Source organism: Vibrio tasmaniensis (assembly GCF_024347635.1).
Lineage (GTDB): Bacteria > Pseudomonadota > Gammaproteobacteria > Enterobacterales > Vibrionaceae > Vibrio > Vibrio tasmaniensis.
In genome coordinates this window covers 1,507,812-1,525,383 of sequence record NZ_AP025510.1, presented here as the reverse complement: position 1 = coordinate 1,525,383, position 17,572 = coordinate 1,507,812, and the positions used below count along the sequence as shown (strand labels likewise).

At 44.7% G+C, this 17,572-nt stretch carries 15 protein-coding genes; 3 read left to right on the top strand and 12 right to left on the bottom strand.

Going from position 1 to position 17,572, the window contains the following annotated elements; genetic code table 11:
• Nucleotides 1-233: 233 nt before the first annotated feature.
• From fhuB to OCV44_RS06945, 6 genes are all read right to left on the bottom strand, one after another.
• Nucleotides 234-2,210 (bottom strand): Fe(3+)-hydroxamate ABC transporter permease FhuB, encoded by a 1,977-nt coding sequence (gene fhuB / locus OCV44_RS06970; protein WP_139683989.1) that lies wholly within the window; start codon nucleotides 2,208-2,210, stop codon nucleotides 234-236.
• A complete protein-coding gene (locus OCV44_RS06965; protein WP_139683990.1) occupies nucleotides 2,207-3,145 on the bottom strand; it encodes an ABC transporter substrate-binding protein in 939 nt (312 codons plus the stop codon). The genes fhuB and OCV44_RS06965 overlap by 4 nt, the downstream gene beginning before the upstream one ends.
• Nucleotides 3,142-3,921 carry an ABC transporter ATP-binding protein gene (locus tag OCV44_RS06960; protein WP_139683991.1) on the bottom strand — a complete coding sequence of 260 codons (780 nt, stop codon included), beginning with the start codon at nucleotides 3,919-3,921 and terminating at the stop codon, nucleotides 3,142-3,144. The genes OCV44_RS06965 and OCV44_RS06960 overlap by 4 nt, the downstream gene beginning before the upstream one ends.
• A 317-nt stretch (nucleotides 3,922-4,238) precedes the next feature.
• Nucleotides 4,239-4,691 carry a GNAT family N-acetyltransferase gene (locus OCV44_RS06955; RefSeq protein WP_139683992.1) on the bottom strand — a complete coding sequence of 151 codons (453 nt, stop codon included), beginning with the start codon at nucleotides 4,689-4,691 and terminating at the stop codon, nucleotides 4,239-4,241.
• A gap of 67 nt (nucleotides 4,692-4,758) precedes the next feature.
• Nucleotides 4,759-4,893: a hypothetical protein gene (locus tag OCV44_RS06950; RefSeq protein ID WP_261900933.1), complete on the bottom strand. Its 135-nt coding sequence runs from the start codon at nucleotides 4,891-4,893 to the stop codon at nucleotides 4,759-4,761.
• Between the two features lie 23 nt (nucleotides 4,894-4,916).
• Nucleotides 4,917-6,047: a PcfJ domain-containing protein gene (locus tag OCV44_RS06945; RefSeq protein ID WP_139683993.1), complete on the bottom strand. Its 1,131-nt coding sequence runs from the start codon at nucleotides 6,045-6,047 to the stop codon at nucleotides 4,917-4,919.
• Nucleotides 6,048-6,309: 262 nt separating this feature from the next.
• On the opposite strand from OCV44_RS06945, the gene OCV44_RS06940 reads away from it, so the two are divergent.
• The 3 genes from OCV44_RS06940 to OCV44_RS06930 all read left to right on the top strand — a co-directional run bounded on the left by OCV44_RS06940 (nucleotide 6,310) and on the right by OCV44_RS06930 (nucleotide 9,325).
• A complete protein-coding gene (locus OCV44_RS06940; protein ID WP_139683994.1) occupies nucleotides 6,310-6,732 on the top strand; it encodes a universal stress protein in 423 nt (140 codons plus the stop codon).
• Between the two features lie 293 nt (nucleotides 6,733-7,025).
• On the top strand, nucleotides 7,026-8,585 hold the full coding sequence (locus OCV44_RS06935; protein ID WP_139683995.1) for a cryptochrome/photolyase family protein: 1,560 nt from the start codon (nucleotides 7,026-7,028) through the stop codon (nucleotides 8,583-8,585).
• Nucleotides 8,585-9,325, top strand: coding sequence for an SDR family oxidoreductase (locus OCV44_RS06930; RefSeq protein ID WP_139683996.1), 741 nt, complete (start codon nucleotides 8,585-8,587; stop codon nucleotides 9,323-9,325). Before OCV44_RS06935 ends, OCV44_RS06930 begins: the two co-directional genes overlap by 1 nt.
• A gap of 169 nt (nucleotides 9,326-9,494) precedes the next feature.
• On the opposite strand, the gene OCV44_RS06925 is transcribed toward OCV44_RS06930, so the two are convergent.
• The 6 genes from OCV44_RS06925 to OCV44_RS06900 all read right to left on the bottom strand — a co-directional run bounded on the left by OCV44_RS06925 (nucleotide 9,495) and on the right by OCV44_RS06900 (nucleotide 17,570).
• Complete coding sequence (locus OCV44_RS06925; protein WP_139683997.1) at nucleotides 9,495-10,379, bottom strand: PA4780 family RIO1-like protein kinase; 885 nt, start codon at nucleotides 10,377-10,379, stop codon at nucleotides 9,495-9,497.
• Nucleotides 10,380-10,472: 93 nt separating this feature from the next.
• The gene (locus tag OCV44_RS06920; RefSeq protein ID WP_017078065.1) at nucleotides 10,473-10,616 is read right to left on the bottom strand and encodes a DUF2256 domain-containing protein; all 144 of its coding nucleotides are present in this window, start codon (nucleotides 10,614-10,616) and stop codon (nucleotides 10,473-10,475) included.
• A gap of 202 nt (nucleotides 10,617-10,818) precedes the next feature.
• Complete coding sequence (locus tag OCV44_RS06915) at nucleotides 10,819-14,535, bottom strand: AAA family ATPase (protein ID WP_139683998.1); 3,717 nt, start codon at nucleotides 14,533-14,535, stop codon at nucleotides 10,819-10,821.
• 5 nt (nucleotides 14,536-14,540) lie between these two features.
• Nucleotides 14,541-15,794: an exonuclease subunit SbcD gene (gene sbcD / locus OCV44_RS06910; protein WP_139683999.1), complete on the bottom strand. Its 1,254-nt coding sequence runs from the start codon at nucleotides 15,792-15,794 to the stop codon at nucleotides 14,541-14,543.
• 238 nt (nucleotides 15,795-16,032) lie between these two features.
• A complete protein-coding gene (locus tag OCV44_RS06905) occupies nucleotides 16,033-16,689 on the bottom strand; it encodes a glutathione S-transferase family protein (RefSeq protein WP_139684000.1) in 657 nt (218 codons plus the stop codon).
• A gap of 284 nt (nucleotides 16,690-16,973) precedes the next feature.
• A complete protein-coding gene (locus OCV44_RS06900; protein ID WP_139684001.1) occupies nucleotides 16,974-17,570 on the bottom strand; it encodes a LysE/ArgO family amino acid transporter in 597 nt (198 codons plus the stop codon).
• Nucleotides 17,571-17,572: the final 2 nt, after the last annotated feature.

The window sequence follows — 17,572 nt, the reverse complement described above, 5'->3', positions numbered from 1 at the left end:
ATAAGATTGCCGTTATCCATTTTGATAATGCGGCCAGCTTCTTTGCTGAAATTAGCAACTAGTTATTATTGTGATTATCATTATCAATAAAAGAGTAAAATAACCCCGTATAGACCCAACGCAGCAACCTGATTACTATGTTTTACTCTTGGATCTATTCTCTAGAAACTCATTCGGCTGATACTCGTTAACGAGCTATCGGTAATGGCTATAAGTCACTACAAGTAACTAAGCTATAGCCGTCTTAAACCCCACATCAGATACATGCCACCGATAATTGAAGCCACCAAGCCTGCCGGGATCTCTTGCGGGTACAGCCACTGTCTACCAAACCAATCCGAGAACAACATCAGTGCCATACCAATTAACGAAGAACAGATCAGGTGCTCTTTAGCACGGCTATAACCAAATAGTCTCGCCATGTGTGGAGCCATCAAACCAATAAAGCTTAATGGCCCCACCACCAATGTTGCGCTCACGGTTAAACATGCCACCAGCACCAGCAATAGAATTCGAGATTTTGATACATTGATACCAAGAGATTGCGCACTCGCCTGCCCTAATGGCAACACATCCAACCATCGCGCACAGAGGAAACCTAACGAGATAAATACAACCGAAGATATCAGTAACGGAACGAGTGTTGCTTCGGTGACGTAATACGTTGAACCTGCCAACCAAGCCAGAACTTGATAACTTCTTGGGTCGCCACCTGCCAATACAAAACTTTGCACAGCGTTCATCAGTGCCGTTATCGCAACGCCTGTTAGTAATACTCTTTCCGGTTGGAAGCCCGACTTCTGGTTAAGCAAGACAATGATGCCCAAAGTACAGACCGCGCCAATAAAGCCACCGACATAGAGGCCAACCACGCTGCTTCCAAAGCCAGCAAAGATTGCGATGATCAAACCTAATGCCGTACCAGAACTGATACCAATCACTTCAGGACTGGCCATGGGGTTGCCACTCAAACGCTGAACGATCGTACCAGAGACGGCCAACATGCCGCCCGCCAATGCCGCTGCCGTTAATCGAGGTAAACGCCATTCAAGCATTGCCCAGTCTTGAGTTTGAAGTAACCAACGCCAACCTTCAGTTTGTACAGAGAACAAACTAAACACGACCAGCGACAAAACAATAAACAAGCTAGCCAATACCACTGAATGCCTATTTAAGCGCGAAGCAACTTCGTTATGACGCGTTAATACAGTTTGCGCTTGTGACTGGCTTTTCATTGATAACTTGGGCAGTAACCACAACAACAGTGGCGCACCCAATGCAGCCGTTGCAGCGCCTGTCGGTATAAACATCGACATGATGCCCGGCAACTGTTGAATAAGCAGATCGGTAAGGCTTAACAGCAAGCCACCTAACACCATAGATACCAGTAACTTAGGAACTAAACGGTGCACACCCATCAAGCGCGCTAACGCAGGGGCTGCTAAACCAACGAATCCGATAACACCGACAGCACTGACAACCCAAGCCGTCAACATTACGGCTAGCCCTAAACAGCCGACTCTCAATTTTGGTAACGAAACACCTAAGCTCTTAGCGCCCTGCTCTGACAACTGAAGCAAACTCAGTGGTTTTACGAACAGAAACGCCATCAGAGTCGCAATCGCTAAGCGCGGAGCCAAATACTGAAAATCTTCCCATCCAGTTTGAACCAATGAACCAGCACCCCAAATCATTAAGCCATTCAGTTTGTCTTGGTTCATCATCAACAAGACAGTACTCACAGCGCCAAAATAGAGGTTCACGACCAAGCCAGACACAATCACCACGGTTGGAGATAACGCACGTCGCCAAGACAACGCAAACACCAAGCCAATCGTAGTAACACCACCAGCAAGTGCCACCAACGAATAAGACCACTCTAAAAGCCAAGGGGCATAAAGCGTTGCCAACATAAGCGCAAAGCTTGAACCGCTCGCAACACCTAAAGTCGAAGGCGATGCCAATGGGTTTCTAAGCACCTGTTGCATCAAGACACCCGCCACTGCGAGCGCTGCGCCAGATAACAGCGTGGTGAATAACCTCGGCCACCAAGCTAAATGCAGTTTCACTGAGTCTGGAGAAGTAAAATCAACGCTCCACAAACTAGAAAGTCGGCTCAGTCCGAACTGAGACACAGATAAGTGTTGCCCAATTAGAACCAATGTAGAAACCATTAACAGTGTTAAAACACCAAAGGAAAGAACTCTCATAACACGTCTCCTTGGTTCAACTCAGAAACAATGAACCTTGCAAAGCGTGTTGCAGCAGGTATCGCGCCGAAGCTCCACACCGCTGGCACCTGTAACGCGGGATAGCCCGACTCTTTCACTATGTATTGCCAAAACTGATTTTGTTTCAGGCTCTCTTCTGTACCAGCAGGCATTGGAGAAATAATCACAATTTGCCCATCAACACCGATCAGTTGATCGATCCCAACTAAACTGTATCCCCAAGCGTTTGTCTGTCCTTTCCATGCGGACTCAAGACCAATCTTGTTTACTGAAGCTTTGTATAGGCTGTTATCCCCAAAGACGCGAACGTGATTGGTATCCATAAATTGCACCATCAGCATTGCAGGAGCACTGTTGGGTAACTGAGACCCTAAACGATCCATTTCAGCATTCGCTTCCTCAATCAAAACTTCAGCTTGAGGTCGTTTTTCAGAGACCTCTGCTAACTTTCGAGTAACCGTTTCTAACGCTGACCAATCGACATCGCCACTTCGGTACAAACCAATGGTCGTGACAGGGGCAATTTTGCTTAGTTGAGTCTCCAACGTTGAAAACATTGGAGAGAGTAATATTTTGTCGGGTTTGAGTTCATGAATACGTTCAAGGTTTGGCTGTGTTCGTAAGCCAACATCTGCAACAATTGGGGGGATTTGAGGAGACTTTACCCACGAGTTGTAATCGGGTATTTGCGCTACCGCAATCGGAGTAACGCCCAACGCCAAAAGCGTTTCAGTGTGAGTCCAATCAATGGAAACCAATCGAGGTCGATCGTCATCATTCATCTCAGGCGTATCTTGCTTGGCTAACGAAATTGAAGAAAATGCCAACAAGCTCGAGATGACGACACTTGAGATAAGAGTACGAGTGACATGCGAGCGATATAATATTGATTGCAAAGACTGTTTGAGCATCATGCTGGCTCCAAATCACCAGGCATTGCGACTGGGTAACCCGCAGAATGTTGGGTAATGTGCATAGGTACACCATAGATATCTTTCAAGGTCGATTCCTTGAACACCTCACCAACCTCGCCTTCGACTAATAGCTCGCCACTATGTAAGGCTATAATGTGGTCGCAGAAACGTGCAGCCATATTGATGTCGTGAATAACGATGATCACGCCAATCTTTAAGGTTTCACTTAATCGCTTAATCAATGTCAGCATTTCAATCTGATGGCCGATATCGAGCGCTGCTAACGGCTCATCAAGCAAAAGGTACTTGGTGCGTTGAGCCAACAACATCGCAAGCCACACACGCTGGCGTTCGCCACCCGATAAGGTATCCACTAGACGATCAGCGTATTGCGTTGTGTCGGTAAGTTGCATCGCCTCTTCAACGTATTGCTTATCTTTACTTGAAAGTCGACCTAATAAGCCGTGCCAAGGGTAGCGACCAAAGCTCACGAGATCTTTGCCGGATAAACTGTCGGTTGAAGGTAAATGTTGAGGTAAGTAAGCAATTTGCTGTGCGAAGTCCTTATCAGACCATTTAGCGACCGCTTTATCTTTCAAGAAAATATCGCCTGAAGTAGCGCGCTGCTGCTTCGCTAACAACTTTAATAAGGTCGATTTCCCCGAGCCGTTATGCCCAACCAAAGCGTAGATTTTTCCTTGCTCAAACGACACATTAAATGTCTTGAGCAATTGCTTATCCCCTACGCTAAAACCGAGTCCCTTTGCTTCGAGCATATCTTCAACCTTAAAACACATCATTCACTAAAGAATTAATGAAATACGAACATATTCATAAAATCATTAACAGACACGCTTTTATACACTTGCACAAACGCAAACACAAACGATTTTCATTTAGATTAAACTGGATGTCGTACTAGTTTATCCCTATATTTTAAAGAGTTAGAAGCTTAATTTGGAAGAGGTAATCTGAAGTTGATTCAAGATCTTGTCGTAACGAAGTTTAAACGTTTATGAAAATGCGCTTATAAATCGATAGATGAGGAAGGCAGAGAGTTTCATGGCTGTTAGGCTGTTTCAGAATATTCAGCCTAAAAAGAAACGCTCACAACATGATGGTTTGGGTCGGTTTCGATATCAACGATTAACCAACCGAGAGAAAGGTACAAAGGCGCAATATTCGTGTAGGCGTACAAGTTAGACGTTGAATATTTCGATGATTGAGATCGACAATAATCTGGCATTTGCGCGACACCACGCTTAATCAATTCACTCGCAATACCTTGCCCGCGCCATAGAGGGTCAACAAACACTGCGTTGATCCACACCACATCCCGAACTTGATGAGGTTCCTGAAAGTGGGAATACGCCAATCCACCAATGACCACATTATCTCGCAGTACTACTATTACTGGAGGGAGTTGTACATTTTCTTTATAGGTATCCTTAAACTGGAAATCAGACCATTCACTTTGAAATAAACGTTCCAATTCACTCCAATAAGGTGAGTTTTCATCGCAATTTCTGAAGACTACTTTTTGCATTTGTTTCCATCCTTTGAAATCAGCAACGTGGCTACCCTAGCCTTGATATATATCAGTGTAGATAAAGCTACTCTTCTTCGTCGTAACCACCTGCACGGTCTTCATTAATCTCTTCGCCACACCCTAAGCACTCCGCTTGCAAATCCGTTGGCATCACAATAATCAAACCACAATGCGGGCATAAATCGCCTTGTTGAAACATCCAGTATTCCTTCTACTTCATGGCTATTGCTTAGGATACTTTTGCTTACTCGCTTCTAACCAGTCATGGATGACTTGGCGAGCCGACTCCGATGGCGGTGCATTTCGTTTTCCGCAAATTTGGTCAATCTCAAACGGAAACGCTTTGCTCGGGATACGACGGAGACCTATGGTTAAACGCTGAGGTTTGAACATGCGGAATACCACATAGCGGTCGCTCATGATTCGATTGTGATAGACGCCAATGCAATGTTTTTGTTCCACGCCCTCTTGTTCAAGGTCGTAGTAATCGGTAAGAGGATGGATGTTGTCGTTCCCTAGCAAAGGGACTGGATAAGGAATATCTCTATCCATTGGGCGGTTACCCTCTAAACGGCGCAGTTGACGTTGCTCTGTCCATCGATCGTGAAGTTGTTCAAACATCGCAAAGGAGTTTTGACTTGTGATAGCACGCAGTGGATCATCCATCTCCAAATCTTGACCCAATAGTATCGCGTCTTGGAACATCGCCATCTTTGAAGGGGCATTGAGCCTGCCCTCTTCAACCATGGCAATCCCTAATCGACTGCCGGTTAGAAATGGATGAACTTGGTCCAAACGCAGCGCTGTGTACCCAACTTTTGAGTAATGCTTAAATTTAAGTACACGTCTTTGCAATGGCTCGAGAATGCGAACAATGTGGTCAAGCTCATCACCAACGTTGTAATGAAGCTCTAACTTGTCGATAAACTTGAGCGTTGCTTTACTACTGTCTAAGCCGAGTTTAGCTAAGACCTTCTTTTGCCCTAAACGACTCAGTTGCAATGCTTTCTTGTTATCGACACTGTGTTTCATGCAGATCAAAGCCAAAATAACAGGCCTTAATTCAAGCAATTGCTCGGCTTCATAGGTGTTCGCTGCAAGCCACAGCATCTGGTATTGGTACTCTGGAAAGTCGTCAGTAATTTCACGATAACGCGCCGGCAACGAATCTAACCAACGACCATTCACATCAAACTGTTCAACAAGGTTGAGGCTCAGCCCAATCCCCCCATCAAGCGGTCGTCTACCATCTTCAAACACATGAAAGCCGACCAGCTTTTGAGACCAATCTCGGATCTCAATATCGTAGTCGAAACCTAATGTTCGAGTGGGAATGGTTAGTAATGCTGTCATTGATGCCTCTTCGTTATGGCGTGTTAGTCTGTCGTTCGAAGCGAAGCCGCTACTGAGTATATCTATAGCGACTCTTGTGAGTATCGAACGCACTCTACTATAACAACCTTTTGTAAATTTCTTATCAATCAAAGCGATATAAATACGATAGTGCTTAGAAGATCATTGAATGATGATTTTTCGTAATATGAGACATCTTCGATATCATTTGTGCTAACAGAAACTATGCTTGTTATATAACTGATAACACGAGGCTTTAATTATGGAATACCGACATATTCTGGTCGCAGTTGAAATGTCTGACGACACTAAGATTCTGATTGATCGAGCGACCTTTTTCGCAGACAAACTGGAAGCTGGCATTTCGTTTGTTTATATCGACGGCACTCATGGAGAGATTTATCCAGAACTCGTCGATATTCAGGGAAATGAAGGTGACTTACCGATCAATGAAGATGCAGTTAAGCATCTGAAAGAGTTTGAGTCCTACGCTAAACACCCAATCAAGCACATATTCGTAGGAACGGGGGATTTGAACGATAAGCTCAAAAACACCATCGAAGTAAACGGCGTCGACCTATTGCTATGTGGCCATCACCATGACTTTTGGCATAAAATCATTTCCCATTCGAAACAGATCATCGACACATCTCCTGTCGATATTCTAATTGTTCCAATGGATTAGCTACTGCAGTTCGAAATTTTAAAACGTCCTGTATTGCCAACCTCTATCGGTATTATTGGTTGGCTTGCCCCCCGATCCCCCCCCCTTCTTTACGCTTAGTTCAGTCATTACCTTTTTAAAACAATCATTTGTGATCTTGTCAGCTTATCAACTCGTAAGCGTCTAATAATTAACAAATCGCACTATTTAGACTTGGCTATTCAAACGGATATGTACGATCCAGCCCATGCGTTTATCAATAAGTGGAATGCGAGCAGCAAAGAACCTGTCTTAACCAACAATCAGGATGTGTTATGAACTTTAAAACCGTGCGCCTTATCTTAGGCGACCAACTCAATATCCAGCACTCTTGGTTTCAACAAGTTGATGACGACGTCATTTATATCATTGCCGAACTTAAGCAGGAGACTGACTACGTTGCATCGCACATCCAAAAGGTGGCCGCTTTTTTCTCTGCGATGGACTACTTTGCCGACGAGCTCAAACAACAAGGTCATCAGGTACTCCACCTCACTCTGGATGACACGACTCAATTTGAAAATCTCGATGCTCTGTTGCAACACTACGTACACGAATTCGGCGCACAGAAATTCGAATATCAAAGGCCAGATGAATATCGCCTTTTAGAGCAGATGAACAAGCTAAAGCTCACTAATACGACCAAAGGTTGTTGTGATACGGAACACTTCCTTTTTCCATTCGAAGAGATCGAACAACAGTTTCCGAAAGACAAACACATCATGATGGAACACTTCTATCGCAGAATGAGAAAGCGTTTCGACATTTTGTTAGAAGACGGGAAACCAGTTGGCGGCAAATGGAATTACGATGCAAACAATCGAAAGAAACTCAAGAAACAAGACATTGAAAGCCTGCCTCAACCTCTGATGTTTGCCAACGACATTTCCGCGTTTTTAGAACGCATCGAACGTCATCAAGTTAAAACCATTGGTGAAGTTGGCGATCAATTACTCTGGCCAGTTAACCGTGCACAAAGCTTGTCTCTACTTGCTCACTTCTGCCAAGTCTGTTTGCCACTGTTTGGGCAGTTTCAGGATGCAATGACAACCGAGCACGATTCAAAGTGGAGTTTGTACCATAGCCGTATTTCGTTCTCGCTGAACAGCAAACTGCTAAGCCCTAAAGAAGTGATTGATACGGCACTTTCGGCTTATCAGGCTTCTTCTAAGCTAAACACACCCACTATCGATATCGCCCAAGTCGAAGGATTCATACGCCAAATTCTAGGTTGGAGAGAATACATACGCGCCGTTTATTGGGCAAACATGCCTTCATACGCCAACAAAAACCATTATTCAGCAAGCAACAACCTACCCCATTACTTTTGGGACGGACAAACCAAGATGAACTGCATGAAGCATGCGATTGACCAGTCTCTTGAGTTTGCTTACGCGCACCACATCCAACGGTTAATGATCACTGGCAACTTCTGTTTAATCACTGGCATAGACCCTGACCAAGTCGACAGTTGGTACCTTGGTATATACGTCGACGCGATTGAGTGGGTTGAAATGCCAAATACGCGAGGTATGGCACTGTTTGCGGATGGCGGGATAGTCGGAACCAAACCATACTCTGCCAGCGGTTCCTATATCAACCGAATGAGCGACTACTGTAAAGGTTGTCACTACAAGATAAAGGAACGCAGCGGCAAGCAATCTTGCCCATTCAATAGCTTGTACTGGCGCTTTATGAACCAACACCGCGATGCGTTAAACCGTAACCCACGCATGGGCATGTTATATCGCTCTTGGGACAATATGGACGAGCAAGATCAACAAGCGATACTCGAGACCGCAGAACAACGAATCACAAACTTGGAGAACTTATAATGGTGGAGCAACTCAGATTACATATATTGGTGGTCGGTGGGAGTGGCGGTATCGGTTTCGCCGTGGTTAAACACCTATTGTCTGAGCTCTCTCGGTTTGATTTTCTGGATGTACATGTCGACGCAACTTACCACTCTCAACAACCTGAACTAGAAAACAGCCGCTTAAACTGGCACAAAGTCGACGCCACCGACGAAGCGGATATCAAGCGCTTGAGTTCTGAGTTTGACCAACTTGATTGGTTGATCAACTGCGTGGGTATGCTTCATACACCGAAACTTGGTCCAGAGAAGAACTTGTCGTCCATTGACCCTGAATTTTTCCTGAAAAACATCTCTGTGAATACCCTACCCAGTTTATTGCTGGCAAAACACTTCACGCCAATTCTTAAAGCCAGTGACAATCCAAAGTTTGCTGTAGTGTCAGCCAAAGTCGGTAGCATTTCAGATAACCGCTTAGGCGGCTGGTATAGCTATCGCTCATCGAAAGCAGCCCTCAACATGTTCATTAAAACCATGTCGATTGAATGGCAGCGTACCCTTAAGAAAGGCACCGTGTTGGCTCTACACCCAGGCACAACAGACACAGCTCTGTCGAAGCCTTTTCAGACCAATGTCCCTGAAGGTAAGTTGTTTGAGACACGCTATGTCGCCCATCAATTGGTGGATATCATTCGCACTGCCACACCTGATAACAGTGGGCACTTTTACGCGTATGATGGTGCGCAATTGACTTGGTAGTGAATAATACCAATCGCTAGCTTTGATGAATGGTAAAATTTGATCAGTGCTAAAAAAGACAACCCAACAGAGTTGAAGCTCTATTGGGTTGTTTTCTTTGAAAGAACGCCTTAGTTTGTTAAGGCGTTATGACTGACATTTAACTAAAGATCAAAAACGATGTTCACGATTATTCGGCCCAATTGAACTTGCTATCATCGACACCATCTTTTTCTTCTTTAACACGTTCACGTCGGTGTTGTTCTTCAACTCGCGCAGCATCTATCTCTTGCATAATGGCTTCAATATCAGCCAAATCGTCCGTTTCCGTAAACTCGCCCGTCAGCTTACTATCTGGCTTCAAGTCGCCTTTCTCGTATAAAGCCCACATTTCCTTGGCATACTCGGTTTTTGCCAATTCAGGGGCAAACTGAGCGTAATAATCACGGATGTTATTGATATCACGAGCCAACATCCACTCGGCGTTGTTATTAGCCGAAGCGTCGACAGCTTGTGGTAAATCGATAATCACAGGTCCGTATTCATCAACCAATACGTTGAACTCCGACAAGTCACCATGAATCAAACCAACGCAAAGCATTTTAACCACGTAAGTCATCATCACTGCATGATGTTCAATCGCTTGTTCTGGCGGCATCACAACATCGTTCAATCTTGGAGCAACATAACCGTCATCATCAGTGACTAGCTCCATAAGCAGCACGCCATCAAAACAGCCATAAGGCACAGGCACACGAACACCCGCTTCTGCCAGTTTATATAAGGCATCAACTTCAGCGTTTTGCCACACTTTCTCTTGCTGTTCTCGACCAAATCCAGAGCCTTTTTCCATCGCTCTAGCACGGCGGCTGTTTCGGACTTTTCGGCCTTCACGATACGCGGTCGCTTTTTTGAAGCTGCGTTGGCTAATTTCCTTATATACCTTGGCACAACGGATCGTATCGCCGCAGCGTACTATGTACACTGACGCTTCTTTGCCACTCATTAATTGGCTTGTCACCTCGTCGACTAAACCATCGTCAACTAAGGGCTGTATTCTTTTAGGTATCTTCATGCCGCCTTTATACATCACTTATCTGACAGATAGAAATATTAACTTAAGAAATGAATGACGAAACTATTAACGTGTTCTAAAAACGAACAGAAATTACGCCAAAGTTGGCTTATGACGACGACAACGTTCTGAACAGTAGATCACATCATCCCAACAGCGCTGCCACTTTTTACGCCATGAGAAAGGCTTTTGGCAAATAGGACATGTCTTAGTTGGTAAATGGGGCTTCTTGTGCATGTCCGTTTCCTTTTCGATGAGTCCACTTCCTGCGTTTTCTAGAGATTCCCTATTGCGCTCGTTCCTCGCTTTAGGGAGTGACGGCGTAGTGATTGAACACGACTCCCGACTCCGTCATCCTCGAGAAGGAGGGACGACTGAATCGGGGATCTGCTTGGTCTAGCTCTGCCTCTATTTCTGCGCTAATGAATACGACTAAAAGCTAAGCAACTACCTTGTACTGCTTCTCCATCTCACTCACGCCAAGTCCGGAGTGTTTCGTCACTTTAAGCTGAACTGGCACTCTCTCTTTCAGCGCTTCAACGTGACTAATGACACCAATCATCTTGCCTGACGCGTTCAGGTTATCGAGCGCGTTAAGTGCAATGTCCAATGTGTCGCTATCTAACGTGCCGAAACCTTCATCTAGGAACAGGGAATCAATACTGGTTTTGTAGCTCACAAGATCAGAAAGCGCTAATGCCAACGCCAAACTCACCAAGAAGCTTTCGCCGCCCGACAAAGTCTTGGTATCACGCATCACATCGCCCTGCCATGTGTCGAGCACTTGCAGTTCTAGGCCATCATCGGCTTTACGTTTTAGCTCATAACGACCATGCAAACGCTGTAGCTGCTTGTTCGCCAAATACACCAAGTTTTCCAGTGTTAGACCTTGAGCAAACTTACGGAACTTGTCGCCGTTCTTAGAACCGATAAGTGAGTTCAGACGTGAAATATCATCAAACTCGAGCTGCTGCTCGTCGATCTGCTTGAACAGATCTTGCTGATTACTACGATTCTGGCTATCCGTTTCAAGATTGGCCGAAATCGCGCCGATCTTGGTCGCATGGCTTTGTTGTGCGTTTTGACACTCAGTGGTCGCTTCTTCAACTTGCTGTTGGTCTTGCTCTTGCCATGCTTTAGCATTTTCGTGGTTTTGTAGCTCCACTTGCGCCGCTTTAGCTGTGTTCAACCTTGTTTTCGCACTGACAATCGCTTCGTCTAAATACTTCTTCAGGCTTTGAAGTTGAGTTCTAACCTCTTCGTCTAACAACGCTGCTTCAAAATTAGCCTCATCTTCGAATGGGCTAGTTTTCAGTGCTTCTAGCCAAGCATTTGTCGCTTGTGTGTAACTTGACTGCTTGCTAGTCAACTCTTCAGAGAAGCTAATGTGTTTAGTTTGCTCAGTTCGATGTTCCAGTTCGCAACGGTTAAGCACTAACTGAGCGGCATCAAATGCATTTACCGCTTCAGTGACTTTTTGCTTCATCGCATTGCTGGTGGCTTGAATGTCTTTGTCACCAAACAACTCTGTTCTTTCAGCCGTTACACGAGTGAGTTCTGACACTAAAGACTCACTCTGTTGCGTCAGTGTCGCGAGCTCTTTCTCTGCGCTACTTAGCTTGTCATCTAAGGTATTCAGTTCGGCACTTTGAGTAATCAGTTGCTTCTCAATATCGGCCTGTTGCTGTTTGGTTTGCTGCCATGTGCTTGACGCTTGCAATTTCGCAGTAAACCAATCATCAATATGCTCAAGTTCAGGTGCTTCGATAGCCGTTTGAACAATGCTCTCTTTCAAAGCGCTCCATTGCTGTTCTTTCGCTTGAGCTATCTGAGCCACTTGTTCGTTCGTGCTGTGATTTTGCTTATTCAGATCCGCTAAGCGTTGCTCGGCCAACTCTAGATTAGACTGCGCCTTGTCAGCCATAACACTTACAGACAGGCGTTGTTTCTCAGCTTCGGCGTAATGCGCTTTAGCATCAGCCAACGCTTTGAGTTGCTGTGAGCTCTGACTTAGTTGAACTTCACACTGCTGAGCAAAGGTCGCGACTGTAGCTTCATTACCTAAATCATTAATCGTTAGCAGCACCAGTTCAGGAGCCATGCCAACGAAATCCGATAAGCTCTGTTGAAGCTTGCCGATTACACCTTGCCAGTTCAGTTGAGCCTGCTGCATATCCGCTTGCGCACGTTGAATGTCATCGTTAAGTGCGGTAATCATAGGAGCAAGAGAATCTAACTGTTGACGATGCTCTTGACCGTCTTTCTTGATGATCGCTAACTCATGCTTTTCACGCTCTTGTTGAGCAACCAAGTTTGCAATATCTTGCGACTGCTCAATCGAATGGTCTGTTGAACCACACAGCGGGCACTCAGAGCCTGATTCTAGAGCTGCACGGTATTTCGCCAACTCGCCTTCTTGATCAATCAAACGCGTTAATCGCTCAAGCGAAGTCTCTTTCTCTTTATATCGCTCCACCAGCACTTCACGTTCTTTCGAAAGCTTGTCGACTTTCTGAGTGTTAGTTTGATGAGCCTGTGTTTTTGCGTGCAGTTGTTGTTGGGCATTTAGGAAACCACGATTGATCTCAAGTAATGAATGCGTATTGCGATTCCAAAACTCCAACAGATCTTTTTGCGCATTCAATACTTGTTCGCTGGTGTTGCCTTGCAATGCTTCCCACTGTTGCTTTGCACTACTCTCTAGCACAACCAATTCAGCTAAAGTTTTATCTTGCGTGGCTTTAGCTTCTTGCGCCGATTTGATGATCGTTTGCTGTGCATCAACCGCAGACAAAGCTTGCTTCGCTGAATTTAGTTGTTCTGAATGCTGACGCTCAAGGGTACGAACTTGCTCTACCTTTGCTTGCCATTGACCTAAGTATTTTTCCAGATGTTGGTCAGCTTGATGCGTATTTAGGTACTCAACGCTCAGTTGATCTTGTTGCTTTAGTGCATCTATTTTTTGAACCAAAACGACCTGTTTATTGCGCTGCTGCGTATGTTGCTCGTTTAGCGTATTCGCTGCATTACAGGCCGCAGTTTGCTTATCTTTGAGTACGGCGATTTGGTTATCTAGAGGGCGAACCTGTTCAATGATCTTCTCTTGATCTTGTTGTTCGGCTTTTATCTTCTGAACAGCGTCACTGCTTAGAGTCAGTTTAGTTTGCGCGTCTTGCTTTTCCGCATCACGAACAGCAAGTAACTTAGTGCTGTTATCTAAGTGAGCTTGAGTAGTATTCACCTCTTGTTCACAACGCTTTAAATCTTTGTGCATTGGGCGCAGCTTTTCAGCTGGCTCACTGTTTGCCAAACGCTCTAGTAAAGGTTGGTTACGGTCTAGTTCATCTTGAGTGGTTTTAAGATCGTGCTCACTGGTCGCAATAGTTTGCTCAGCTTTGGTCACGTCTTTCCACCAGCTTAGATGCGCTTGCCACTCTTTTAATTGCTCGGCTAAACGCTTCTGCTCAGCTTCTAGCGTTTCTCGTTCTGCGGTTAGCTCTTTGATTTGCTCTTCAGACAGTAAGCTCACACCTTCTGCTTTCGCTTTAAGGTGATTAAGCGACTCTTCACTCGACTTGAAATGATCGTAGATGCGCTCAGAAATCAGGCTATAGACTTCTGTACCCGTCAGCTCTTCAAGTAGCTCTGCACGGTCGTTAGCATTTGCATTTAAGAACGCCGCAAACTCACCCTGAGACAACATGATGGATTTAGTGAAGCGTGAAAAATCGAGACCCGTTACCTGCTCCACCAACTTTGTCTTCTTGGTCAACATAGTCTCTAAGACTTTATCGGTGTCCGCATCCGCAAATTCACACGTTGGCGTTTGTAATGCGCCATCGTGCTTTCCGCGAGCTCGCTTTTGGTGGAAGTTAGAGCGGTACGTTTTGCCCTGAACTTCAAACTCTAGCTCAGCAAAACACTCACCCGTGCCACGCGTCATTAATTCATTGTTGCCTTTGGCGATACTCTTCAAACGCGGTGTGCGGTGGAACAATGCCAAACAAATCGCATCAAGAATGGTGGTTTTACCCGCTCCTGTTGGGCCAGTAATCGCGAACAGGCCATTTTCTGCAAACGGTGATTGGGTAAAATCGAGCTTCCAACGCCCTTTCAAAGAGTTCAGGTTTTCAAATTCTAGGCTTAAAATCTTCATACTGGTTACTCTTCTACTTTGTTTGGCGCTTGAGCGCTTTCAGACACTTCGACCATCACTTGTTTAAACTTCACCGTCATGCGCTCTAAACGCGCTTTTTCAGAATCGGTTTCAAACTCTTCTAAGGCAATACGCTTGCTAAACACATCCATCGGGCTCAGTTCAGATAAGGTTTCTGCTGACTCTTGCTCTAATGCTTGATTACGACGCTCTCTTGCTCGGCGCAGTTGAAGTACTTCCACATTCAAACCGTCAGTCAATGAACGCATACGCTCTTGCAAATCAGATAAGTAATCTTGCGCTTGCACTTCTATCGATAACCATACGCTTTGTTCGCTATCTAAACCTAAGTATTGGTTCAGCTGAGATTCGATCTCACTTAAGTCGCCTTTGATTTCAGCAAGCGGTTGGAACGTTGGAACTGACAATTGAGAAATGGTGCGCACGCCCTCAACAAACTCAACCACACACACTTGTTTCTGAGACTTAAGTTCATCAAAGCTTAATGGGATTGGTGAGCCGCAATAACGAATATATTCACGCTTTGCCACCACTTGTGGACGGTGGATATGACCAAGTGCAATATAATCGGCATCTGGGAAACCATCAGCGGCGAAACCATCAAGGTTACCGACATAGATATCACGCACAGAATCCGATTGTTGAACACCCATCGCTGTTAAATGACCAGTAGCGATAATCGGCATGTGCTCGCTGTTTTCAAACGTCGCACGTTTTTCTACAGCGGCATCATAAACACTTTGGTAGTGCTGTTTGATTGCATCGCCGAGTTGCTTCTGACGCTCAACGCCTGTGACACCCGCCTGGCTAGTCAATACATCGCGAGGGCGAATAAAGGGAATGGTACAAACCAGCGCTTCTACATCGCCGTTCTTGCCTTTTAGTTCGACAACCTGAGTCGCATGATCTTCATTGGTATTAGGAATCACATCTGCGCCCATGTATTTGAGCAGCTGTTGTGTCTCTTTAAGCACAGACACCGAATCGTGATTTCCACCTAACAACACCAATTGGCAGCCGATCTTGTTCGAATCGACCACAAACTTGTTATACATCTCACGAGCGTAACTCGGCGGTGTGCTGGTATCGAAAATATCGCCAGCAACAATGATCGCGTCGATGTTGTGCTCAGTAACTTGCTCAAGTAACCATTGTAAAAACCGTTCATGTTCATTCTTACGGCTTTTATTGTAGAAGTTTTGGCCAAGGTGCCAATCGGACGTGTGAAGAATCTTCATTGCTGCTCACTGGAAGTCGGTAATAGCTTTAATTTACCAAAATACCGATCAACTACCAAATGAGTTAGCATTATTTACCGTTTATAAGCTTGTGAAAACCAACTAATTTCAGGCTTTGGATCAACTATGCCCATAGCGTGACCAATCATTATTTTTGACATAAAAAAACCGCTCAACGTTAGAGCGGTTTTAGTTGTCTGTGGACTAAACTATACGCCATAAATTACTTAATCTTTATTTAGCGAGCTTCTGCTAGGCTTGCCAAGTAATTGTTCGTTAAATAGAAGCCACTGAACTTGTCAATAAAGTCCGCTGGAACGGTTTTATCGGTCAATCCAGATTCAATCAGCGCCGCTTGCCACTTCTGTACTTTCGGGAAGCCTTCGAGCATATCGAAGCCTGAACGCTCTTTAATAACAAATGCTCGGTGTAACAGTGGTAACCAAGCGATGTCGACGTTAGAGATGTAATCCCCTTTAAAGAACTCAGTATCACCCAGTTTTTTCTCTGCCTTTAGGAACGCCTTTTGTAAATTGGCTAAGCGTGTTTCAAATGTATCTTTGTCTTTACTCGCCATGGTGCCGCACTGTGGCATGTAATGTTTACTCGCTTGATAAGACCAAGCACGGTCGAGTGCTTTCTGCTCGGGTGAAACCTCTTCAATCGGCGTATATTTATCGTCTAGGTACTCAACAATTGCATCAGATTCAAAAAGGACGGTGTCGTTCTCTGTAATTAATACAGGTACCTGCCCGTTCGGTGAGATATCCAAAAACCACTGTGGTTTGTTATTCAGCTCAATGTACTCAATTTCAAACGGTACGTTTTTCATTACTAGTGAACCCATTACACGTTGAACAAATGGGCAGTTTTTAAAGCTAATCAATTTAATCATTTTTGACTCCGAATCAGGTTAATAATTTCTTTTTACACCTCTAAGACGAACCAAAAATTCAAAAGACGAAGAATAATTCGTTATTTCACGAAATAATTTAATTTGGTGTTATCAAGGCGTTTGAAACCAACAGAGAAATGCGAAATCTTTGCAAAGAACAATTAATAGCTAGGGAGGCAAGACGGAGGGATACAGTGCTAATTACTAATTAACGAGCTAACAAGCCGGACTTTTCCCCATCAGTGTTCAACTGATGAGGAGAAGTTAACGAAAACAGAGTCAAGCTAAACAACCAAAGATAGTGCAATAGATGCCATGATCACTCCTACAACAAATTCCAACACCTTCCATGATCTCGGGTTCTTAAACATTGGAGCTAAGAAGCGAGCGCCATAGCCAAGTAAAAAAAAGAACACGAATGAAGCCGATACTGCACCTGCACCAAACAACATTTGATTTGGTTGATATTGTGTAGAGATAGAACCCAGCAATACCACAGTATCCAGATACACATGCGGATTAAGCCAAGTAAACGCTAAACACATGGTAACTGCTTTGGTTAGCGAGTCTTTAGTTTCTGTAGTGGCTTCTAATGCGTGGTTTTCAGTAAATGCTGAACGGAAGCTTAAGAATGAATAGACACCCAAAAATATAGCCCCACCATAACGGGCGAACTGTTCAATTTGTGGGAACTGCTTAACGATTGCACCAAAGCCTGTCACGCCAAAACTAATGAGTAAGGCATCAGAAATGGCACACACAGCGCAAACTGCCAATACGTGTTGGTTCTTAAGCCCTTGCTTTAAAACAAACGCATTTTGAGAGCCAATCGCAAGAATCAGCGAAAGGCCAAGGGAGAAACCTGCGAAGTAAGTCGGCATCA

Coding starts and splice junctions, on each gene's coding strand:
- fhuB (WP_139683989.1), bottom strand. CDS start 2,210: ATGAGAGTTCTTTCCTTTGGTGTTTTAACACTGTTAATGGTTTCTACA.
- OCV44_RS06965 (WP_139683990.1), bottom strand. CDS start 3,145: ATGATGCTCAAACAGTCTTTGCAATCAATATTATATCGCTCGCATGTC.
- OCV44_RS06960 (WP_139683991.1), bottom strand. CDS start 3,921: ATGCTCGAAGCAAAGGGACTCGGTTTTAGCGTAGGGGATAAGCAATTG.
- OCV44_RS06955 (WP_139683992.1), bottom strand. CDS start 4,691: ATGCAAAAAGTAGTCTTCAGAAATTGCGATGAAAACTCACCTTATTGG.
- OCV44_RS06950 (WP_261900933.1), bottom strand. CDS start 4,893: ATGTTTCAACAAGGCGATTTATGCCCGCATTGTGGTTTGATTATTGTG.
- OCV44_RS06945 (WP_139683993.1), bottom strand. CDS start 6,047: ATGACAGCATTACTAACCATTCCCACTCGAACATTAGGTTTCGACTAC.
- OCV44_RS06940 (WP_139683994.1), top strand. CDS start 6,310: ATGGAATACCGACATATTCTGGTCGCAGTTGAAATGTCTGACGACACT.
- OCV44_RS06935 (WP_139683995.1), top strand. CDS start 7,026: ATGAACTTTAAAACCGTGCGCCTTATCTTAGGCGACCAACTCAATATC.
- OCV44_RS06930 (WP_139683996.1), top strand. CDS start 8,585: ATGGTGGAGCAACTCAGATTACATATATTGGTGGTCGGTGGGAGTGGC.
- OCV44_RS06925 (WP_139683997.1), bottom strand. CDS start 10,379: ATGAAGATACCTAAAAGAATACAGCCCTTAGTTGACGATGGTTTAGTC.
- OCV44_RS06920 (WP_017078065.1), bottom strand. CDS start 10,616: ATGCACAAGAAGCCCCATTTACCAACTAAGACATGTCCTATTTGCCAA.
- OCV44_RS06915 (WP_139683998.1), bottom strand. CDS start 14,535: ATGAAGATTTTAAGCCTAGAATTTGAAAACCTGAACTCTTTGAAAGGG.
- sbcD (WP_139683999.1), bottom strand. CDS start 15,794: ATGAAGATTCTTCACACGTCCGATTGGCACCTTGGCCAAAACTTCTAC.
- OCV44_RS06905 (WP_139684000.1), bottom strand. CDS start 16,689: ATGATTAAATTGATTAGCTTTAAAAACTGCCCATTTGTTCAACGTGTA.
- OCV44_RS06900 (WP_139684001.1), bottom strand. CDS start 17,570: ATGCCGACTTACTTCGCAGGTTTCTCCCTTGGCCTTTCGCTGATTCTT.